Genomic DNA, 19,842 nt, shown 5'->3' with positions numbered 1-19,842 from the left:
TTGCGGAAGCTGTACTTCAGATATCTTGCAGCAAAACTATTTCTGCGGCATACATTGCCATTGCCTACTATACTAAATATTCCAGATAAATCGTCTTATCTACCGTCTGTAGAGATACTGAAACGCGGTCCCCACTCTTCAGTTCAAGACCACGCGAAGCATCCGCAGCACGTCCGGATCTCTCCACAGTAACACCTTCTCCGCTGCGTAACAGCAATCGGTCATTCTTAGCCGGTGTGAAAATAACACTTTCGCTCTCCTTCAGTTCAGGCGCCAACTGCAGCAGCTGATGAAGGGTGAACTTGCCCTTGAAGCCTGCAAGCTTCTTATATTGTGGGTAGGTCTTCTCACCCGTATTGCTGTCTTTAACCTCTACTACCAGCTGTCCAACAAAACCACGTGCCGATTTCTTATTCAGCACATACCATGCTGCACCAGCTGCCAGCACTAAAAGAATGCCCCCTATAATGTAATACAGGGTTTTGGATGAAGCTTCCTTCAGGGGTTCTTCCTTGCCAGTCCCTGTAGAAGGTGCTGTTGTTGCTGCTCCGCCTGTCTTCGCGCTGATTTGGACAGGTGCACTTTCCCGATAAAAGCTGCTTTCCTCTGCCCGTACCTTCAACTCGTAGTTATGGCTTTCTTTTACCTCAAATGTACCCTTGAAGACAGCTCCGGAGTTATCCAGTTCGATTTCTTGCACATCACCTGTATCGATATCTGTAGCAAGCAGTACCGCCTTCATATCTTGATACAAATTACTGAGTGTTACCTGAGTACCGTTGCTGAACAGATGCGAGGTGATGTCGATTTTATCACCCTTTTTATAGGTTGCTGATGGCAGCGCATCGATCTTAAGCTCCAAGTCATAGTTAAAGACTAGATTAATATCAATCTTATCCTTTGGCACACCTTTAACCTGAAGTTTCCAATCTCCTTCCTGCGGTGACAGTAGCTTAATCAAGCTATAAGTAGAAGACTTGGACAGCAGGACATTGTTTGAGGGGATCGCAACTTCTTTCCCTGACGGGTCCGTTAATTTCGCTGTCACAGGCTGTGAAGACATAATTGAGATATTGGCTTCCAAAACACTGCCGTTAGGCACGTTGACGGTCACATCCTGATAATCGCCATTTGCAGTAATCGACTGCACAGGCACTACCTTCAGCTTCAAATGGCTGGCAAAAATCTCACTCAGGATTTGCGGCAGATCATCTGCTGAGTCCGTCGAAAATGCTTTACCACCTGTCTCATTGGACAGGTCGGCGAGGCTTTGTTTATTCAGCTTGCCATCTGCATTAAGTCCAATGGTATAGATGGGATAGCCATTCTTTTTGGCAACCTCAACGGCCGCCTTCAGCTCTTTATCTGATTCACTTTGCGTCCGGCCTGTCGCTTTGTTGAAATCATTATTGCCATCAGCGAGCATTACAATGATAGGCTCATGGGAAGGGTCACTTCCATTCTGCAGAACCTTCACAGCTTCCTCTACGCCAATAGCGATATCGGTGTAAGCTCCTCGGTCCAAACCATCAATAAAATCCTTCAAATCCTGCTTATCGCTCTCCGAGCTAATTTGCAGCAGAGCCTTTTCCCGTTGCACCTTGTCGGTATAGGCAACAATACCTACTTTATCACCTTGGGTGGATAACATATCTATGAACATTTTCATCGCTTCGTTGGCGATTTTGTTCTTGTCACTAGTCTTCATGGAGTTGCTGACATCAATAAGAAGCACAGCATCAATGTGAGATTGCGCCGACGTTGCTGCATAGGCTTTAACAGCTGCAAAAGGCGAGGCAGCTAGACAAAGAGCCAGGAGCAATACCGGAAAGATACGTAGAAAGAGAGTCTTGGTTGTTCTAATACTTTGATATTTACGAAGCATAAATAGGGCTCCTCTTGTGTTATATTAGGCACATATGACAGGTTCAGCACTATCGCTAAAATCTGTAAATAGCATGCCATTATGATATAATTAAACCTTGTAAACTTCAACTTTAGGACCGCCGGACCCAGTGCATTGATGCATAGAAGATTATCATTCTAAAAGCCATCTGGACTGCAGAGCGTCCATGAGAAAGGATTGTTCCATGATTTCATACGTCATTCTTGGGATTACGTTCCTAATTGCCGTAATTCAGATTTCCATTTATGCCGCACATCAGCGCAAACCACTGACACGTGATGATATTAACGATCGACTGCTAGCCGCTTTGAACGGAGGCGATAAAGGCCGTGAATAAGAAAAGACCCGTTACCTTCCGGCCCTTTAAGGCCCCTCGTTACGCTTATGACAAGCTGCGCATCTGTCGCCACTGCGGACGGTATACCGCTCTTGGCGAAGACCGCTGTAGCAAATGTGGCAGAGCCTCACTTATTGCTGTAAAGCAGCACGCAGCATCACTAGCCAGACGGAAGATGCATACCCGTCTACTATTCATCTTACTGCTCACACTAGCCTCTGTCTATTTTGGAAATAGCATCCAACAAATGATATTGTGTGGTGCCGGGGGTCTTGTGCTTGCTGGACTATTGTACTATACGCAGCGAAAAGTAAGGCAGAACGAGAATCTTCGTTCTCTCAATGAGCTGCTTGGTCGTGGGATCGGCATCATCAAGGAAGGGCTGGAGGTCAACCGTCAGGAAGCTGTCTCCGTACTCCGTGAGGATGATGTTCTTGCCTATGAGAAGCTGCGCGAGCTCTCCATCCTGCTTCGCGGCGACCGGATCGCGCGGCAGCGAGTGGCTTTGCTGCATGGATTTTTACTCCGCAAGGATATGGATCTAGAACTGGAGCAGCTTCTTCTAAAAGACTTCGAACCACTGCTAGCCGAATATATCGGCGAGATCGCTAAAGTCCGTCCCGATCTCATTAAGGATCGCACACTACGCTACGTGAAGAACTATGAAGTGGAGATCCGCCAGATGGCTAACGGCTTAACCATCCTTACGAGCGTTGCGGGAGCGGCGGTAAGAATGAAGCGTTATGCCCTGCTCTACTCCAATATGATTGGCCGATACGTGCAAGATCTGCCCAAAGACCGTTTTATGCGGTTGTCCAAACTCATTGCTGCGAATCCCCATGAACCTTGGAACGGCTTAGACCTCAGGGTAGCTGACATTCGTGAAGCCAAATATCACTGGGACCCGGAGGTCCAATAGACCTGAAAGCTAAGATGAGCCAATATAAAGCAAACATCACCCTTATTGATGATAACCAACCGTTTCTCACAGAAATATAAGGATGATGTATACTGTAAAACTTATACTTTCTTAGGCTTTCTTATATTTTGAAAAAAGAGGCTACTCTATATGACGTTCAAACAATTAATAACCCTGCGAAACTTTATGATCATTTTGTGTATATGCATGCTTGTGCTGCTTGGACAGAAGATTTTTCTCATCGCAGATAAAATACAAATCACCAAAGAAGCCGACCGTCTCTACGCTGCTGGGGATCTGATTAATGCAGAGAATCAGTACCGCCAAGCAGCGGCCAACCATTCTATTCATTACCTGGAAGAAAGAGTCGCAAAGCGTCTGGATGAATTAGCTCCAATCACAGATATCCGCAAAGTTCTGAATGTTTTGGTAGCCTCTACTAAGGAGGAAGCAGCGACTAAGGATTTTGCCGGATTTATGAAGAGCTATCAAGCTCTGCTCAGTTTAAAAGCTACATATATGAAGCCAGACGGCCCCTATGAATCCTATTATCGCCAGTTATCGTCGGCCTCAGGCATTTCAGACCAGTTCACCTCTTATTTCCGTCAGTTTAAGGAGCAGTTCCTTGCCGAGCTTGCCCAGAACCAGAGCGGAGGGGTGAGTAATGAAGAGAACTTCAAATGGAATCTTTTGCAGATTCCTGATGCTTATTATGGAAGTGCAGCTTCCAAAGAGGATTTACTAGCCTCAAAGTTTATAAGCCATGATACAGCTATATTAAAATCCTTAGCAGGAGCAGGAAACTTTACCGGCATGCTGGAAAGCACCCTGTCCCTGATGAGTGCTTATAGCCAGCATAATTACGAAGCTCCTTGGGTACTTCAACAAGCAGAAAGCAGCGGGAAGATCATCTTGAACAAAGATCTCGAAGGTGACAATATCACAGCTTTTGCTGGGCATGCTGTAGCTTATCGTAATTTTGCAGGATCGGCAGGTGTCACTTCATCCAAGGTGCTGACTTTGATCGATACTAGTAAGACTAAGCTACTAAAAAATGCCAAACGTCTGACTACTAAAGGTCAATATGCTGAGGCGATACAATTATACGGAGAGCTTGCTCCGCTAGAGGATACTTCGACAAACATTGCCGCTGCTAGGCTGGCCTGGAATATCGCTGATCCTGTTCGCCTCCTTCCTGGCGGTGAAGAGCAAAACAAATACGACAACGTCATCTCCCGCAAAGGACTATCGGGCACAAAAGTGATCGTCGCCGGGACGGATAACAGTGGCGTGCTCTATTATGCTGCGATGAATAACGACGACAATGTGGTCACATTAACCGGAAACAGCTTGCCACGCTTCGAGAGTCTGCGTAGTCTTACTTTTAATGAACAGTTGGCAAACTCTTCAGGTGTACCTGTGGTTTTAGCCCAATCTGAGGTTGAAGGTGGACGCACCCTTTTCACAGCATATGAGATGAAATCGAATGGTATTTCGCAGTTATTTTCAATAGCTGGCGATAGTTATGAACTGCAGTCCGATGACTCTATTTTCGTGCCTAATGCGGATCTTGGAGACGGTGTTGACGGGCAAACGGCACTTTACCGTAAAGTAGACGGCATCTATCAATTCGCGGAGATTGTTCAGGAGTATGCTGTAATCTCAGCTGCGGATCTGACCACTCATCCTTTTGAAAAGGTCTCTTTTCATTGTGAGATCGTCGTAGATAACTTCGGCAATAGTCTTGCTTACTCGGATGGGATTTATATTTTGCTCCAAGGAGAAGTCGGTTCCGTTACAGGTAACGCGTTAGTTAGTGGCCAATATCAGAATGGATATGCGCTTGTTGGAACAGACATAGGCGAGCAATATGTTCCTGTGTTTATAGTGGAATCCGTGGGTAGCATGAGCTTTGGGCGGTAGAGATTATGGGATGCAGGAGACGGGATTACGGGATTCGGGATTTCGGGATTTCGGGATTTCGGGATTTCGGGATTACTTATTATGAATATGTGAAGTTAGTAGTGTGGTGGGTGAGATTCAATATAGTGACGGTGGCATAACCTATGTCGACAAGTGAACGACCCTGGGAGTAGTGAGAACCTTCTGGCGACTTGGATGAAGGACCTTGAGAGTTGCGGGAAACTTTAGCAACTTGGGTGAACGTCCTTGAGAGTCGCGATAAACTTCTAGCGTCTTGGGTGAACGACCCTGAGAGTTGCGGGAAACTTTAGCAACTTGGGTGAACTACCTTGAAAGTCGCGGGAAACTTCTAGCGTCTTGGGTGAATAATCCTATGGGTTGTATGTTCCTTCTATGGGTCATGAGTATGGGAGATCCTGTCTAGTCAGTTTTTGTCCAAGAGGTGTGGGTAGCCCGTCTATACTCTTAGTGTTCTTCTCTCCTCTATATTCTCTCAGACCTGCCTCGCCCTTTTGGATAGACCAACGCTGCAACGTATCTCGCTCACCCGCATAATTCATGAATGGAACCGAAAATCCGCAGGAAGTCTGTACTTTATGAACATCTATCAAAATGATCTGTCTGGCTCCAGGCAGAGATGTAAACATAGGGGACAGTGCTTCCCATTCTGCTGATTCAGGCAAAATCACAGCCCCTGTTCCATACAGCCTTAAAATGTTAGGCGTCCCCTCAAACGCACAAAACATAACCGTCACTCTTCCGTTTTCCAGCAGATGCGCGCTCGTCTCATTACCGCTGCCAGTCATGTCTAGATAGGCCACCTGATTAGGAGACAAAATCCGAAAACAATCATGCCCCTTCGGCGAAAGGTTAACATGCCCATCTTCTGAAAGCGGCGCCGACCCTACGAAAAAAAGGTGCTGCCGAAGAATAAACTCTTCATGTATTGGTAGTATAGCGGTAAATTGTTTTCCCATTTGGCATTCTCCATTTCTATATATTGGTGTGCTGGCTAATCGGGCATCTCTACTCAACTCCATCAGATCCGCCGACTCAACGAACTACATGAACTACATGAACTACATGAACTACATGAACTACATGAACTACATGAACTACATGAACTACATGAACTACATGAACTACATCAGCTTCACCAATCACTTCAGCTCCATCAACCACATTAGCTTAACTAACTAGCTTTGCCAACTACATCAACTACATCAACTCCATCAACTCCACCAGTTACTTCAGCTCTAACAACTTCGTTAGTTTCTCCCACTAGAGTAGCTCTATCAACCACATTAGTTTAACTAACTAACTTCACCAACTCCAGCTGTTACAAAGTTACACAAGCTCTATCAACTCGTTAGTTTCACCAACTAGATCAGTTCCATAAGCGCATTAACTCCATTAACAATACCAGTACCACTAGCTCCCCTACCAAACTAACTTTGACTAGGTCCGAGCGGCGTTTGCGGCTAATGTAAGGCACTTTTGCCTCTCTTTCTTGCTACTTTGGCTCGATGCGGCTAATGTAGAGCATTTTTGCTCTTATTTCTAACTAATTCGACGCTTTGCAGCTGATGTAGAGCATTTTTACCGTTCATCTCTGCTACCTACGCCTAACCCTGCGATTCTACGGGATTTCTACCGTTCATCCCTGCCACCTCAGCCTAATCCAGCAAATCTACGGGATTTCTACCGTTCATTCCTGCCATTTTGGCTCAACCCAGCAAATCTACGGGATATTTCCCGTTCATTCCCTCTACTTCTGCCCAATCCAGCAAATCTACGGGATTTATACCGTACATTTCCGCCACTTTGGCTCAACCCAGCAAATCTACGGGATATTTCCCGTTCATTCCCTCCACTTCTGCCCAATCCAGAAAATCTACGGGATTTATACCGTTCATTCCTGCCACTTTATCTCAATCCAGCTATTCTGCGGGATATTTCCCGTTCATTCCCTCCACTTCTGCCCAATCCAGCAAATCTACGGGATTTATACCGTTCATTCCTGCCACTTTGTCTCAATCCAGCTATTCTGCGGGATTTCTACCGTACATCCCCGCCACTTCTGCCAATCCAGCAAATCTACGGGATTTTTACCGTACAATTTTCCGCAGACACATTAGTTATGTATATGCTTCTCTTATGTCTCCCCCCGTCTGCCTAAATGCAAGCCTCAGCAAGGATTAACAACACATCCCCATATGAGATAAGAGTCGTTGTGCATTATTTTTTACTGATGTACATATTTTTTTAGATGTATATATTCTTTTCAAATGTATATATTCTTTTAAGTTGTCATATTCTCTTCCACCGTCAAGTAACCCTTCACCTCGGTACCCGGCACGTCAGCAAAAATAGGGACTACCTCTCGGCAGCCCCCTTTCTCTCGCAAGTTGCTTGGTACTACTATCAGAAGCAACTCCCTTAAACCCCTTTTTCCCTCTAAAATACTTCCCTTTAAACAATTTCCTATAAAATAAAACTTTTCCCTATAAAACCTCCCGCTTAAGCACTTAACCCACTAAGCACATAAAAACCATCTTTCCCCTAATCTATTCAATCGCAATATAAATCTCAACCTGCGTGTCAGCAGGATCAAAATTTCGCGAATCATAAATCTCAAAATCCCCCGTGTAAGTTCTTGCCTCCCTAGACTCCTTAAAGTACGCCCAAATCTCCCCCCACGCTTGCGCGACCACTTCAAATACCGGACCTTTTTTCGTCGTAAAAACCATGTATTTGCTCTCCGGTACAGCCGCATAGGTGAACTGGGTTTCCTCTAGTTGGCTTTCCTCCAGTCGGTTTTCCTCTAGTTGGTTTTCCACTAGTTGACTTTCCTCTAGTTGGTTTTTCTCTAGCTCGTTTTTCTCTAGCTCGTTTTCCTCTAGTTCGCTTTCCTCTAGCTCGCTTTCCTCTAGCTCGCTTTTCTCTAGCTCGTTTTCCTCTAGTTCGCTTTCCTCTAGCTCGCTTTCCTCTAGCCCGTTTTCCTCTAGCTGGTTTCCCTCTAAATGTCTCTCCTCAGCTACTTCATGCCCGATCACAACGGTATATGCTCCGCTCGCATCACTCTCATAATCCGTATACAACGCATAGATATACTCAGGATTTACCGTAGCTACCTGCCCCGCAATATTACTCTGAAAATAAGTTTCCCACAGTTGCGGCAAACCTCCATCAGGTCCCATTTCCACTTCATTAGTTGTGCGTATGCTAACCCCAGCCAAGGTCATTTTCGCTTTCTCTACAAAATAAGTATTCATCATTCTCCCTCATTTCCTGTGATTGAACTTAGTATACACAGGCAAAGTGGACATCTGTCTGTCCAGTTCGAATAGATTGATTTCAGTCTGGGTTATAAAGACACCATTAGGGTAATTAATAGTATGGAACTACACTCGAAGGGAATGACTACAGCATGTCAAAAATCAAATTAGCTGTCATCTACTACAGTGCCACAGGAACTAACTACCAGCTAGCACAATGGGCCGCGGAAAGCGCAGAAAAAGCAGGAGCTGAGGTAAAACTGCTGAAGGTGCAGGAACTGGTCCCCGAGGATAAAATCGCCGCAAATCCAGCCATGAAGGCCCTAGCTGAAGAAACAAAAGATATCCCAGTCGCCACACCCGACGATATAGTCGAAGCAGATGCGATTATTTTCAGTTCCCCAACCCGTTACGGTAACATTGCTTCCCAGATGAAGCAGTTCATTGATACAACCGGTGGCATTTGGGGCAAAGGACTAACAGTAAACAAAGTCGTCAGCGCCATGAGCTCAGCACAGAACCCGCATGGTGGACAAGAAGCTACGATTTTGGCACTCTACACCTCGATGTATCACTGGGGAGCAATTGTTGCAGCACCCGGTTATACTGATCCAGTCACATTCGGTGCGGGAGGCAACCCTTACGGAACAAGTGTCAGCGTAGATGGAGACGGTAAAATGATCGAAGATCAGGATCGGATCCGTGACGCTGTTTTTCATCAAGCGAAGCGTACCGTTGAAGTGGCCGGCTGGGTTCAGGCAGGCAAAAACGCCAATAATCAGAACTAGCGCAGCTTAGTTAATATAACAACACCCCTCGGAGCTACTTGTGCAGCACTACACCGAGGGGTGTTTAATTTATATTTTAATTACTCTCCAGGGTATTTAAGCCCCCACTGTGCACGCACTTGATCCAGCAGTTTCAGAATCGCTAACGATTCATCCAATGTCATCACCGGACTCTCTGTAAGCCCTGCCTGAAGACACCGTCCTACTTCCTCCGCTTCAAAACAATATCCAATAGAAGCACGGTCATCCACAAAGCTCTCTACCTTCTCATCTCCTATATAAAGCGCAGCCGATTTCGGGTTCACTAATGTACCCTCTACAATAATACGGCCTTCTGTGCCAAACACATGCGCTTCCTCCAACATGTTAAGACGAATACCACCGTTCAACGAAGCGGTTTTCCCGTTACCATATGACAGCAGCATCGAGAAATGCTCGTCCACTCCAGTCTCACCTATGTGCACTGTGCTGGAAATAGACTCAGGATGAGGTCCAAACACCATGGAGGCAAAAGAAACCGGATAAATCCCCACATCCAGCAGCGCACCCCCGCCCAGCTTCGGATTCAGCAATCTGCCTTCCGGGTTCCAGTCGGTACGAAACCCTAGGTCTGCCTTCACCAAACGAACATCACCGATCTTGCCCTCAGCAATCCATTCTCTAACCTTTACAATCGCCGGGATGTAGCGACTCCACATCGCCTCCATCAGGAATAACTTATGCGCTCTAGCATAGGCCACAACTTCTTCCAATTCACCGCTGTTTACGGTAAAAGGTTTCTCACACAGGACAGCTTTGCCTGCACGCAGCGCCATTAAAGCATTTTCTTTGTGAAAAGGATGCGGCGTTCCAATATATACCGCGTCTACATTTGGGTCATTCAGCAATTCCTCATAGGTTGCATAGGCATGCGGAATCCCATGATTTTTAGCAAATTCATCGGCACTTTCCTGAGATCTTGACCCAACGGCATAAGCCACACCATTACTGGCATGCGCCAAATCAGTAACAAATTGATGAGCAATCCAGCCTGTGCTAATAATTCCCCATCTCACCTTGTAAGCGTTGTCCATTTTCATTTGCATGTTCCTCCTAATCCTTCTGCTAAGTCTCTTTAATTCTATCAGACCATTCTAATGAATGTATAGGAACTGATGCCAGCAAACACCACCGTCACCACCAAAATAGCAATATTCCAGATCTTGCTCAAGGCCGCTGAGTGCTCGTTAGAGCTTTGAATAAACGCTTTTTGCAAAAGGAACTGTAAAAGCTTCATGATTATGAATCCCAAACAACCCAGCCCGCTTTGCAAAATAACCTCCAGACTAGCTTTACTTACAAATCGATCAGCCATGTTCCCATCATAATGAATCGGGACGGTATCCGGCATTTTGGAATAAAGGAATAAATAAATAGCTACAGGAATCAAGGCCACCACACTGCTTAAGATCATCGTCAGTTTGGTTTTGAACAACGTTTTACCCTCCTTGTGCGGAAAAATAATCTCCCCGTTATTCTCCTTCCACTTCAATCAGATATATCCCCTTCTTAAATCCACCGCGACGTTTAGCTTTCTCTGCACGTTGCTTCTCCAGCTCCATGCTATTGCTCCCATGTGTCTCCGCCAGAGCCTGAATCACTTCCAGCATATCGGCAAGCTCCTCCAAAGCTTCTTCATCACTTGCTGCCTGAAAATATTCCTCCGACTCTTCTTGCAATTTTTTACGTAGTTCAGTTATGTATTCTTTGGACTCTAATATCCTTGTGTTAAAATCTTTCCCTTGAGAAGCTATCAAATCGGGGATGCCGTCACGCACTAGCTTTTCATATACAGGCATTTAAGCTCTTCCTTTCTTCTATATTATATTCTATCTCCCTTCAATCCGGCTTTGATTCCATCAGTAGACGTTCTACAAAAGGAAGATCTGCCGGAGCAAACATGAACTGACCCAGCTCAGCCGGAAGCACCCACCTATGTTCGTCGTGATCCACCAGATCAATTACACCTCCCTGATACCGCGCTTTCCAAGCAATCAATTGGATCTTTATCTCTCCATAGTTATGCTCGTTTATGCCAAAGCTCTCATAGGGAAGGATTGTGATGCCCATCTCTTCCTGAAGCTCTCTTTGCAGACACTCTGCGATGCTCTCATCCTGCTCTATTTTGCCACCAGGAAATTCCCACAGACCTGCCTGCGATTTACCTTGCCGCCGCCGGGCAATAAGAATCTGCCCTTCTACATTATGTATAATTGCTGCCGCCACCTTGATCATAAAGAACACCTCCACTATTGCTAGTTATTCGACAGATACTACTATTAAAACATACAATTCATTCCAAACCAAAGAGACTCTCCCAAACGCCAACACGGCCTGGGAAAATCTCTTCAGTACAGTCTCTCTATAAAATTCACAGCAGCGTTATCCTTACGGAAGAGCTACTATTTTGTCAGCACAAGCTCCAAGCGAACCTCAAGATTATTTTCTGTATCCAGCACAACGGTGTGGGGATTGCTTAGACCAAAGTCAGAAAAGGCTACTGTTGTCGTTCCCGACAACATCAACTGTCCCCCGCTATACGCCGCTTGCGACTGAAAGGTGACGTCCTTTTCTACTCCTTTTACGGTAAGCGTCCCCTGCATTTCAACAGGCACAGTTGCTCCTTCAGTCCATTCTGCCGGCAGCTCCGAAAATGACTTCACTACAAACGTGGATTGTGGAAATTCCGTAACGGATAGAAAATCCTCTCCTTTTACATGCTCGTCCCGTTGGCTATTGCCAGAATCCAGAGCGCTCATATCCACTGTCCCTTCCCCGGCCATCGAAGTAGAATCCTCTATATTTACCTTCCAGGTGCCCTGAACTTTGTTGTCTACGAAGTTTACTGTTTCTTTAGAGGTCGTCACTGACCAATAGACTTTAGAGGTCTCCGCAAGGGTCCAATCCCCGTTTAATTGTTCGGCTGTGACCGCCACCCCTGCTGATGCTCCAGTGTTATTTGTTGTCTCTCCAGCACCTGCTGTTGTTGCTTGATTTGGAATCACGGACTCGATCTCTACATTATTGCCCAGCGATTTATCCAGTAATGTATAACCTGTGACTACTCCTACGATAATAACTCCTGCAGCGATCAAGGCTATTCTTTTTCTCTTCATCCTGTTCCCTCCAATATTCATAATTTCTGTATGCTTTCAAGCTCGTCCCTCATTCTAACAAAGCAATATGTCAGGAAGAAGTCAGAGCAGAGCGGGCTATGATGTGTTAAACTTGTCGTAAATTTTATGGACTGGAGGTACTCCAATTTGACGAAATCCATTCTTGTTGTAGAAGATGAAGAAGCCATCTCTAGGGTCCTCAGTGCTTATCTGAAAAAAGCAGGCTTTCAAGTCACCCGTGTAGCTGATGGACGCGCTGCGCTGGAGTCTTTTGCTATATCTCCTCCTTCATTAGTATTACTAGACATCATGCTGCCAAACATGGACGGCTTTGAACTGCTTAAGCTCATCCGTGAAAAAAGCAGCTGCCCTGTGATCATGCTGACGGCAAGAGATGGGATCAATGACCGGCTAGCCGGCCTCGACAGTGGTGCGGATGATTATATGTCTAAACCTTTTATTCCCGAGGAAGTGGTGGCACGTGTGAACGCTGTCTTACGCCGTCCCTCGCAGTGGTCAGATGGCAGCCGTAAACGGCATTATGGCAGTTTGTTTATCGACTTCACAGCACGTGCTGTCTTTTTGAATGGGGCTGAGCTGAGTCTTAGTCCTCGGGATATGTCAGTGCTGTTATTTCTCGCTGAAAGGCCTAATCAGATTTGTACGCGTGAGCAATTAATAGAATTTGTATGGGAAATGGATTATGAAGGAAGCGACCGGGCGGTAGATTTGTCGATCAAAAGACTACGCCAAGCGTTGTCGCACTGGCCTACTAGTGAGGGGGAAATCCGTACCCTAAGGGGGACGGGATATCAATTATGGACAACTTAAAGAGAAACAACGCCAAACGCACCTCTATCCTTTCTTACTGGACGATACGTTATCTGCTCATTATTAGTGTAGGCCTGCTCCTCACAGCTTTAGCTACATTATGGTGGATCCGTCAGGAGGCTATGAGCAATCGTCTGCAGACTGCGGGGCTTTTGGCACAGGAGATTGCAGATCGCAGCTTAAATATGGAAGGCTCCATTGAAATCAGCCAAAATCTCGAAAAGCTGATCGAAGACCGGAAACGGTTTTTCAAGTTAACCATAGAGATGTGCGTGATCATTACAGATCAACAAGGTCAAATGCTGTTCTCCCTGCCACCTCTAACTGACAAGGAAATGAGATATAAGCTTAATGATAGCCTGAACGACTCCCGTAGTCCGGAGTTTAAAGCTGCTGTGGCTTCCATAAATTCGGATGACAAAACACTGGGACAGGTTATTGTTCTGCAATCCAAAAAATCGCTGCGGCATATTCCACAGGAGGAGATCATATTTTTCTCCATACTGCTGCTGTTTCTAATCATCTTAAGTTGGCTAACCATTTACCTTTTATCTCGTAAACTGGCAAAACCCATTCAGAAGGTAGTCGAGGCAGCGGCTCAAATCAGCCATGGCCGTTATGATATCGTTCTAGATAAGGATGCTAAAGAGCGGGAAATTCATGAGCTGATGATGTCTTTTGAAGAGATGGCAGGCAAGTTACAGCAATTTGAGCAGTCTCGAGCCGTAATGCTGGCCGGAGTCTCCCATGAGTTGAAAACACCCGTAACTTCTATTAAAGGCCTGGTGCATGCCGTCCGCGAAGGGGTCGTTGAAGGTGATGAAGCTGTGGAATTTCTGGATATTGCCCTGCTGGAGGCTGGGCGGTTGCAGCGAATGGTAGCCGACCTTCTGGATTACAATGCCCTGACTGCAGGAATGGTTTCCGTTCGTCACGACCGACTGGATGCCGTACCCCTGATATCCGAAATCGTATATCAATGGAAGCTGACACAGGCGGAAGAAGTTGCTGAACCCGTGCTCCATATGCCGATCAATCCCTTGTTTTTGCGTGGGGACTCCCTTCGTATCCAGCAGATTATCGTCAATCTACTTAATAACAGCGTACAAGCCAAAGCTCCTGATCGAAGGGTGCAGCTTACGATAGAACTGCTGGAGCAGCAAGGTCATGGCTTTGCCGAAATCCGTGTTCAAGATAATGGGCTTGGCATCTCATCCAATCATAGTGAGCATGTCTTCGAAGCCTTCTTCCGGGGCAGCGACAAGCAGAGTACACTGCGTGGTCTAGGACTCGGCCTAACCTTCAGCCGTCTGTTGGCCGAATCTATGAACGGAAGCCTCGTGCTTGAGGAGCACTCAGACAAAGGCTGCACCTTCGTGCTGTCTCTGCCGCTTGATGACTAAAAAAATAGTCTACGATCCATCGACATGGTATAATCATGTGCACAATCACACCGAAAACCGGAGGCTGTATATGCTTACTTTTGAACAAAAATTAGCGATTCTCGACTCTTACCCCCAGCTGGAACGCAAAAATGTATCCCTTGGGCGCGTGAACTATCACTACGAGGAAAGCCAGCATGATAAGAAAACCGTTGCTTTTCACCTGCATCCAAATGGTAATGGCTATGTGTTCGCAGGCTTACTGCGGGGCTACGAGACAGACGATAAGGGCTTCGTGAATATTCGCGACTACTCGGAATCCGAGCTGCGGAGTTTGCTGGATGCCTCCATCACCTCACTGTCTATTTACATTCCTGATGCTCCTGTAGCCAGCAAAAGAAAGAAAAAGGCTGCGGCAACTGCCGATACACTCTGGACTAATGATGAGGGCCAAACCCTAACCCTAAAGCTTGAGGATGATTTATGGTATGTCTATGCCGACCTCAATCTGGAGATGGCGTTTGAAACGCTTGAGGAAGCTAAAGAATATTTAGCGGAAGAGGGGTTTACAGCAGCACAGGAGTAATTGTCAGACTTTAATCTACACACTAACAATAAAAGAGGTGTCTGAGCAGCCATTTATTTTGGCCGTTCGGACACCTCTTTTCTAATAAAACGATCCTTAATATACAGGTTCCGTATATATGTAACTATAAATACCCAAATCGAGCTCGGAAACCACTTCATAATCTAGTTGGAATTCTATAGTCTTATTTGATAGACCTCCTACAAAATAACTGCCCTCCACAACCAACCTATCCTTCCCTCCAACTGGGGCGACCAAGATCAGCTGTTCAGCTTTATTGGCTGGGATCACAAAGTTTTGCAGCCCACCCGTCTGATCTTGAATATATTTACGGACAGACACGAGGTTACTGCCTAATTCCGAGAGGCCGGAATTGTTGTTCCGCCATACATCAAGCGCATCTTGTTGGGATTGGTTGGAACTGACACACGCCTGATTAACTGAAAATTCCGGGATTTTATATATATTCCCGCCAATATTATCGATAACTACTTTATGGGTTACTTCCGTACAATTTTCAATTTTCAGAGTCGGCATGGGATCCTTTTCCTTTGAGAACGTCTTTATGATTTTTTGATCACCGGGCTTAAAATTTATTGAGATGTCTTTATTATCCATGTTAGAAAATTCGAGCAAGCTATACAACTGATTATTTTTAATACCGTAGTGCTTTACGTTTATAACAAACCTGTTTCTCTCATCTGATAACGATTTTGATTGCTCTTGACTTCCTACTGAAATTGTTCTGTTAACCGGAGCAATAAGCTTCTCCTCGGCAACTGGTGAGGTTATGTAAATAGATTTTGCACCTTCATCCCAAGTGACACTACTACCCAACACTTCGCTAATAAATCTTAGAGGGACGAGTGTATTATTTTGAAAATTGATACCCTTTAAGACATGCTCATTCTCTTTGGCGTTTACAATTACTCTTCCTTCTTTGACCAGATAAAAAATGTTAATATCCCCTTTAACCGCTGAGACCGACTTCGCATGATTATCCCATTTTATAGTTGCGCCTAAAGCTTCAAATATCGACCGCATGGGTACATATGTAACTCCATCTTTTAGGATAGGACTTACATTAAAATGTAATTGCTTACCGTCCAAATAACATTTGAGATCACTGTCGTCCGCAAAGGCTTGACTTGAAAATAAAACAGCAAAACTTATCATCACCACAAAAAAAGTAATAACTTTTGAAGCAAAGTTGTGGTTTTTCATGTTCTTAATTTAGCTCCTAATCTAGAAAAATAAAAAAATTACAATGCACACCTGAATATATCAAATGGCCAATCAAAATGTAAGTCTAAAAAGAAAACTACCAACAACACCCAAATTATGGTTAGATGAAGGAGAAGCCATATCCTAGAGGGAAAGAAGCGTGAACGCATATGAGTTTTGAAATCGTAGAGGCCACCATACCGGACATCCAAGCTGCATTAGAAGCCGGAGAAATTACGTCAAAACAACTAGTTCTCATGTATTATGAACGTATTGCTGATCACGACAAAAACGGCCTGACGATTAACTCTGTACTGGAGATTAATCCTGATGCGTTGTTTATCGCAGAATCTCTGGATGTGGAACGGGCAATTAAAGGCCCTCGAGGACCCCTGCACGGGATACCTGTGTTATTGAAAGATAACATCAATACTGGGGACAAAATGCATACAAGTGCGGGTTCGCTGGCTTTGGCGAATTCTTTTGCCGGGGAAGATGCGTTTATAGTTACCAAACTGCGTGAAGCCGGAGCCATTATTATGGGTAAAGCCAATATGACCGAATTCGCCAATTTTATGACGAACGGCATGCCCTCCGGTTACAGCTCCCGCGGCGGGCAAGTCCTTAACCCCTACAATATTTCTACGCCAACCGGCGGCTCTAGTGCGGGTTCAGCAGTAGCTGTCGCTTGTAATTTCTGTACGGTCTCTGTTGGCACAGAAACTTCAGGATCGATTCTTAATCCCGGTAATTTGGGCTCCATCATCGGCATTAAGCCAACCGTGGGGCTGCTCAGCCGTTCAGGAATCCTGCCGCTCTCCAATACACAAGACACCGCAGGGCCTATGGCTAGAACCGTTCATGATGCCGTGTTGCTACTAAACGCCATGCTGGGCAATGATCAGCACGATGCAGCGATGGGAACAAATACAGGTAAAGTCCACGGGGATTATACTGTATTCCTTGATCCGAATGGTTTGCAGGGAGCTAGAATTGGGATACCACGTGATTATTATTTTGAGGAGCTAACAGATGAGCAGCTTGCCTTGTTCAACGCTTCCGTCAACAGGATGAGAGAGCTTGGAGCAACCATCATTGATCCCGCGGATATTAAAACCGCCCGCGAAATTAGTTACTCTTCGGTGGTATTAAACGAATTCAAAACAGCACTGAATGCTTATTTATCTCATTTGAGCCCCGGAGCACCTATGCGAACCTTGAAGGATATTATTGATTTTAATCATGCACACCCTGTGGAGACTTTGAGATTTGGTCAAGCTACGTTAATAGATGCGGAATATACCTCCTCCGGCACACAAAGCGAAGCTCAATATTTACGCCATCGTGCGACTGACCTGAAGCTGTGCAAGGAAGAAGGCATCGATGCCACTATGAAAGAATACAATCTGGATGCCCTGCTGTTCCCTGCCGATTTTGGCGCCAGAATTACTTCCAGAGCAGGATATCCGTCCCTCGTCGTTCCTTCTGGGTACACGTCGGCCGGTGCTCCCTTTGGTGTAACCTTCTCAGCAAAAGCTTATCAGGAGCCCACGCTTATCAAGCTAGCCTATGCTTATGAGCAGCATTACAAGGTGCGAAAAGCACCTTCGCTAAAAAGCTTCATTTGATTAAACCTATTCCTGGAGTGGAACAATACCTAAATGCCTGTTTCCCTCATGGGACAGACTCCATGTACGCACTTCATAGCTACGAATACCAGACAGCACGTAAGGATCTTTTTCGGCAAGGAGAACGGCTTCTTCGCGTGAGTTCGCTCTTACAATAACCATGCCGCCAGGACAATCACTAAAGGGACCACACAGCACTAATTGTCCTTTGCGGTCCAGCTCTTGTAAATGTTTAACATGACCACGAATAATCTCCATGTCTCTACGGTCTTGATTCGTCGGGCTAAGCAAAATAACATAACAAATATCTGCTTGATTGACCTCACTCATCCTATTCTCCACCTCTCGTTCAAATAGAAACTAAAGCCCGTAACGGTGATTTCCCAATGCCGATTCGGGCTTTTTTATTTCGCGATGTCTTCGTTCGTAGCTTTATTCATAATCTCGCTGATTTTCTTCATCGGCAATATTTTGAATCTCATCAGAATGAATAAGAAACAGCTCGTAGTCTCCCTCTGCATGCAGCTTCAGCGCTCGTTCTTTAAAAAACTTCGGGCTGCCTTCCGCCGCATCCTCATCATAAAAGAGCAATATTCCGTCACTTTTGCGGAACAACAAGTCATCTCTGGCCCTGAACTGCCAGCTGCCGTCATAAGGGGCATTACTGACCGCCCTGCAAAAGTCCGCACCCGCAATAATACGTCGGTATTCCTCCTGCTTCTCTTCCTTCCACTTCTCTTCCTGTCCAGTATGCGCCGTAATGATCCCCAATTTCAATTCAGGATATTGAGTCTTGAGTTCACATACCACCTCACAAGCCCAAAGATCGACACCATACTGGCCGGGGGTAATAATCCATTCGATGCCTTCTTCAATTAGCGGCTTTAATCTGTTAGACAGCGCCTTTTTGATATAAGGAATTCCCGGATGTTTATTGTCAAAAATACCGAGCTCATGCGCACGGTAGCCTGTTACGAGTAAATTCTTCATGCACTGCCTCTTTCCTGAACGTTGGTTATGTCTTACCATGACTTACCTTTGTAGAGTTTTATCCCACTTATATGATTATTATATAGCATTTCCTTGATCTATTTCTTTAGGCAAACTTTCAGCTGATCTTAAGCAACCTTTCAGAACCGTCTGATATATTTCTCCTAATCAATCTAAAACTATTAAGGAGAGAAAATAAATGAAGAAATTAATACCGATTATGATCTCAGGAAGTCTACTCGCTTCTCTACTATTGGCTGGCTGCAGCACGAATTCGGAGGCCGAAGGAACAGCAGTTGCCAATAACCAAGCGAACACGGCACCCGTAGATAACACTGATGCACAGCAATCTCAAGGAAACGACAATCAACAAAACGGCAGACCCGACATGTCCATGAATTTCGGCAAGATTAAGAGTATTAGCGACAACACGATTACAATCTATACGTCAGAAATGCCTTCCCCGCCCGCACAAGGCACTGGAGGTACGGCTGGAGCCGATATGCAAAATGGTCAGGCCGGTACTCCACCGGAAAGACCCGAAGGTGATCAAGGCTCAGAAAACGGTACACCTCCAGAGGGGGGAATGCCGGAAGGAGGTGGCCCTGACGGCGGTGGACAAGGTGGTGGACCACAGGGCGGTGGGATGCAGCAAACCTTCTCCGAGCAAACCACAGATATTACAATTGATGCTGATACCAAAATTGTAACGGTGACCTCCGACAATGGCACACGTCAGGAGAACACGATCAGCTTAGCTGACCTGAAAGCTGGTGACATTATCCAATATACGCTGAAATCCGATTCCACTTTGGCGGAGAGCATTACTTTAAGCAGCGGAAACCCCATGGGTACGGCTGAAGGCACAATGAGCAGCGACTGAAACACCAAAAGA

Annotated in this window: 22 protein-coding genes; 10 read left to right on the top strand and 12 right to left on the bottom strand. The window is 45.6% G+C overall.

Features of this window, described 5'->3' with window-relative positions; translation table 11 throughout:
- Positions 1 to 67: 67 nt before the first annotated feature.
- A complete protein-coding gene (locus tag MHH86_RS04460; RefSeq protein ID WP_076099549.1) occupies positions 68 to 1,885 on the bottom strand; it encodes a vWA domain-containing protein in 1,818 nt (605 codons plus the stop codon).
- 205 nt (positions 1,886 to 2,090) lie between these two features.
- Here MHH86_RS04460 and MHH86_RS04455 point away from each other — a divergent pair, with 205 nt between their 5' ends.
- The 4 genes from MHH86_RS04455 (at position 2,091) to MHH86_RS04440 (ending at position 5,225) form a co-directional block, all read left to right on the top strand.
- Entirely contained in the window at positions 2,091 to 2,243 is a 153-nt protein-coding gene (locus tag MHH86_RS04455) for a hypothetical protein (RefSeq protein ID WP_155986556.1), read from the top strand.
- Positions 2,236 to 3,162: a hypothetical protein gene (locus MHH86_RS04450; RefSeq protein WP_341144666.1), complete on the top strand. Its 927-nt coding sequence runs from the start codon at positions 2,236 to 2,238 to the stop codon at positions 3,160 to 3,162. The genes MHH86_RS04455 and MHH86_RS04450 overlap by 8 nt, the downstream gene beginning before the upstream one ends.
- 150 nt (positions 3,163 to 3,312) lie before the next feature.
- Positions 3,313 to 5,085 (top strand): hypothetical protein, encoded by a 1,773-nt coding sequence (locus tag MHH86_RS04445; protein WP_076316995.1) that lies wholly within the window; start codon positions 3,313 to 3,315, stop codon positions 5,083 to 5,085.
- A 5-nt stretch (positions 5,086 to 5,090) separates the two neighbouring features.
- Positions 5,091 to 5,225 carry a hypothetical protein gene (locus MHH86_RS04440; RefSeq protein WP_256717387.1) on the top strand — a complete coding sequence of 45 codons (135 nt, stop codon included), beginning with the start codon at positions 5,091 to 5,093 and terminating at the stop codon, positions 5,223 to 5,225.
- Between the two features lie 258 nt (positions 5,226 to 5,483).
- Here MHH86_RS04440 and MHH86_RS04435 read toward each other — a convergent pair whose 3' ends face one another.
- The 3 genes from MHH86_RS04435 to MHH86_RS04425 form a co-directional block, all read right to left on the bottom strand.
- Complete coding sequence (locus tag MHH86_RS04435; RefSeq protein WP_038568865.1) at positions 5,484 to 6,062, bottom strand: pyridoxamine 5'-phosphate oxidase family protein; 579 nt, start codon at positions 6,060 to 6,062, stop codon at positions 5,484 to 5,486.
- A gap of 76 nt (positions 6,063 to 6,138) precedes the next feature.
- Positions 6,139 to 6,267: a hypothetical protein gene (locus MHH86_RS04430; RefSeq protein ID WP_342479648.1), complete on the bottom strand. Its 129-nt coding sequence runs from the start codon at positions 6,265 to 6,267 to the stop codon at positions 6,139 to 6,141.
- 1,385 nt (positions 6,268 to 7,652) lie between these two features.
- Complete coding sequence (locus tag MHH86_RS04425; protein ID WP_256717110.1) at positions 7,653 to 8,363, bottom strand: effector binding domain-containing protein; 711 nt, start codon at positions 8,361 to 8,363, stop codon at positions 7,653 to 7,655.
- Between the two features lie 152 nt (positions 8,364 to 8,515).
- Between MHH86_RS04425 and wrbA the strand changes: the two genes are divergently transcribed.
- The gene (gene wrbA / locus MHH86_RS04420; RefSeq protein ID WP_036680804.1) at positions 8,516 to 9,151 is read left to right on the top strand and encodes an NAD(P)H:quinone oxidoreductase type IV; all 636 of its coding nucleotides are present in this window, start codon (positions 8,516 to 8,518) and stop codon (positions 9,149 to 9,151) included.
- Positions 9,152 to 9,231: 80 nt separating this feature from the next.
- Here the strand turns inward: wrbA and MHH86_RS04415 are convergent, their stop codons facing one another.
- From MHH86_RS04415 to MHH86_RS04395, 5 genes are all read right to left on the bottom strand, one after another.
- A complete protein-coding gene (locus MHH86_RS04415; RefSeq protein WP_036680866.1) occupies positions 9,232 to 10,224 on the bottom strand; it encodes a Gfo/Idh/MocA family oxidoreductase in 993 nt (330 codons plus the stop codon).
- A gap of 50 nt (positions 10,225 to 10,274) precedes the next feature.
- On the bottom strand, positions 10,275 to 10,625 hold the full coding sequence (locus MHH86_RS04410) for a DUF1648 domain-containing protein (RefSeq protein WP_081387265.1): 351 nt from the start codon (positions 10,623 to 10,625) through the stop codon (positions 10,275 to 10,277).
- A 37-nt stretch (positions 10,626 to 10,662) separates the two neighbouring features.
- Entirely contained in the window at positions 10,663 to 10,989 is a 327-nt protein-coding gene (locus MHH86_RS04405; RefSeq protein ID WP_036680802.1) for a nucleoside triphosphate pyrophosphohydrolase, read from the bottom strand.
- A 40-nt stretch (positions 10,990 to 11,029) separates the two neighbouring features.
- Positions 11,030 to 11,425: a (deoxy)nucleoside triphosphate pyrophosphohydrolase gene (locus MHH86_RS04400; RefSeq protein WP_036680800.1), complete on the bottom strand. Its 396-nt coding sequence runs from the start codon at positions 11,423 to 11,425 to the stop codon at positions 11,030 to 11,032.
- Positions 11,426 to 11,592: 167 nt separating this feature from the next.
- Positions 11,593 to 12,306 carry a YceI family protein gene (locus MHH86_RS04395; protein ID WP_038568856.1) on the bottom strand — a complete coding sequence of 238 codons (714 nt, stop codon included), beginning with the start codon at positions 12,304 to 12,306 and terminating at the stop codon, positions 11,593 to 11,595.
- A 147-nt stretch (positions 12,307 to 12,453) separates the two neighbouring features.
- Between MHH86_RS04395 and MHH86_RS04390 the strand changes: the two genes are divergently transcribed.
- The 3 genes from MHH86_RS04390 to MHH86_RS04380 all read left to right on the top strand — a co-directional run bounded on the left by MHH86_RS04390 (position 12,454) and on the right by MHH86_RS04380 (position 15,105).
- Positions 12,454 to 13,137 carry a response regulator transcription factor gene (locus MHH86_RS04390; protein ID WP_340939336.1) on the top strand — a complete coding sequence of 228 codons (684 nt, stop codon included), beginning with the start codon at positions 12,454 to 12,456 and terminating at the stop codon, positions 13,135 to 13,137.
- Positions 13,125 to 14,540, top strand: a complete 1,416-nt coding sequence (locus MHH86_RS04385) for a HAMP domain-containing sensor histidine kinase (protein WP_036680794.1) — start codon at positions 13,125 to 13,127, stop codon at positions 14,538 to 14,540. The genes MHH86_RS04390 and MHH86_RS04385 overlap by 13 nt, the downstream gene beginning before the upstream one ends.
- Before the next feature lie 70 nt (positions 14,541 to 14,610).
- A complete protein-coding gene (locus MHH86_RS04380; RefSeq protein WP_076099543.1) occupies positions 14,611 to 15,105 on the top strand; it encodes a hypothetical protein in 495 nt (164 codons plus the stop codon).
- 96 nt (positions 15,106 to 15,201) lie between these two features.
- Here the strand turns inward: MHH86_RS04380 and MHH86_RS04375 are convergent, their stop codons facing one another.
- Entirely contained in the window at positions 15,202 to 16,329 is a 1,128-nt protein-coding gene (locus MHH86_RS04375) for a copper amine oxidase N-terminal domain-containing protein (protein WP_076141759.1), read from the bottom strand.
- Between the two features lie 170 nt (positions 16,330 to 16,499).
- On the opposite strand from MHH86_RS04375, the gene MHH86_RS04370 reads away from it, so the two are divergent.
- Complete coding sequence (locus tag MHH86_RS04370) at positions 16,500 to 17,957, top strand: amidase family protein (protein ID WP_076141758.1); 1,458 nt, start codon at positions 16,500 to 16,502, stop codon at positions 17,955 to 17,957.
- Positions 17,958 to 17,963: 6 nt separating this feature from the next.
- Here MHH86_RS04370 and MHH86_RS04365 read toward each other — a convergent pair whose 3' ends face one another.
- Together MHH86_RS04365 and MHH86_RS04360 are read right to left on the bottom strand one after the other, a co-directional pair.
- Positions 17,964 to 18,287 carry a YciI family protein gene (locus MHH86_RS04365; RefSeq protein WP_051491142.1) on the bottom strand — a complete coding sequence of 108 codons (324 nt, stop codon included), beginning with the start codon at positions 18,285 to 18,287 and terminating at the stop codon, positions 17,964 to 17,966.
- 102 nt (positions 18,288 to 18,389) lie between these two features.
- Positions 18,390 to 18,947, bottom strand: coding sequence for a DUF1273 domain-containing protein (locus MHH86_RS04360; RefSeq protein WP_076141757.1), 558 nt, complete (start codon positions 18,945 to 18,947; stop codon positions 18,390 to 18,392).
- Between the two features lie 199 nt (positions 18,948 to 19,146).
- Here MHH86_RS04360 and MHH86_RS04355 point away from each other — a divergent pair, with 199 nt between their 5' ends.
- Positions 19,147 to 19,830, top strand: coding sequence for a hypothetical protein (locus MHH86_RS04355; protein ID WP_036680782.1), 684 nt, complete (start codon positions 19,147 to 19,149; stop codon positions 19,828 to 19,830).
- Positions 19,831 to 19,842: the final 12 nt, after the last annotated feature.

It is taken from the genome of Paenibacillus sp. FSL F4-0097 (genome assembly GCF_038593125.1).
Taxonomy (GTDB): domain Bacteria; phylum Bacillota; class Bacilli; order Paenibacillales; family Paenibacillaceae; genus Paenibacillus_AQ; species Paenibacillus_AQ odorifer.
This window is presented reverse-complemented; position numbering and strand designations above follow the sequence as displayed.

What these genes read in the sequence shown, in the direction of transcription:
- MHH86_RS04425 (WP_256717110.1), bottom strand. Translation starts at nt 8,363, where the DNA reads ATGATGAATACTTATTTTGTAGAGAAAGCGAAAATGACCTTGGCTGGG.
- MHH86_RS04385 (WP_036680794.1), top strand. Translation starts at nt 13,125, where the DNA reads ATGGACAACTTAAAGAGAAACAACGCCAAACGCACCTCTATCCTTTCT.
- MHH86_RS04355 (WP_036680782.1), top strand. Translation starts at nt 19,147, where the DNA reads ATGAAGAAATTAATACCGATTATGATCTCAGGAAGTCTACTCGCTTCT.
- MHH86_RS04435 (WP_038568865.1), bottom strand. Translation starts at nt 6,062, where the DNA reads ATGGGAAAACAATTTACCGCTATACTACCAATACATGAAGAGTTTATT.
- wrbA (WP_036680804.1), top strand. Translation starts at nt 8,516, where the DNA reads ATGTCAAAAATCAAATTAGCTGTCATCTACTACAGTGCCACAGGAACT.
- MHH86_RS04400 (WP_036680800.1), bottom strand. Translation starts at nt 11,425, where the DNA reads ATGATCAAGGTGGCGGCAGCAATTATACATAATGTAGAAGGGCAGATT.
- MHH86_RS04415 (WP_036680866.1), bottom strand. Translation starts at nt 10,224, where the DNA reads ATGGACAACGCTTACAAGGTGAGATGGGGAATTATTAGCACAGGCTGG.
- MHH86_RS04365 (WP_051491142.1), bottom strand. Translation starts at nt 18,287, where the DNA reads ATGAGTGAGGTCAATCAAGCAGATATTTGTTATGTTATTTTGCTTAGC.
- MHH86_RS04395 (WP_038568856.1), bottom strand. Translation starts at nt 12,306, where the DNA reads ATGAAGAGAAAAAGAATAGCCTTGATCGCTGCAGGAGTTATTATCGTA.
- MHH86_RS04445 (WP_076316995.1), top strand. Translation starts at nt 3,313, where the DNA reads ATGACGTTCAAACAATTAATAACCCTGCGAAACTTTATGATCATTTTG.
- MHH86_RS04380 (WP_076099543.1), top strand. Translation starts at nt 14,611, where the DNA reads ATGCTTACTTTTGAACAAAAATTAGCGATTCTCGACTCTTACCCCCAG.
- MHH86_RS04360 (WP_076141757.1), bottom strand. Translation starts at nt 18,947, where the DNA reads ATGAAGAATTTACTCGTAACAGGCTACCGTGCGCATGAGCTCGGTATT.
- MHH86_RS04455 (WP_155986556.1), top strand. Translation starts at nt 2,091, where the DNA reads ATGATTTCATACGTCATTCTTGGGATTACGTTCCTAATTGCCGTAATT.
- MHH86_RS04440 (WP_256717387.1), top strand. Translation starts at nt 5,091, where the DNA reads ATGGGATGCAGGAGACGGGATTACGGGATTCGGGATTTCGGGATTTCG.
- MHH86_RS04460 (WP_076099549.1), bottom strand. Translation starts at nt 1,885, where the DNA reads ATGCTTCGTAAATATCAAAGTATTAGAACAACCAAGACTCTCTTTCTA.
- MHH86_RS04375 (WP_076141759.1), bottom strand. Translation starts at nt 16,329, where the DNA reads ATGAAAAACCACAACTTTGCTTCAAAAGTTATTACTTTTTTTGTGGTG.
- MHH86_RS04405 (WP_036680802.1), bottom strand. Translation starts at nt 10,989, where the DNA reads ATGCCTGTATATGAAAAGCTAGTGCGTGACGGCATCCCCGATTTGATA.
- MHH86_RS04370 (WP_076141758.1), top strand. Translation starts at nt 16,500, where the DNA reads ATGAGTTTTGAAATCGTAGAGGCCACCATACCGGACATCCAAGCTGCA.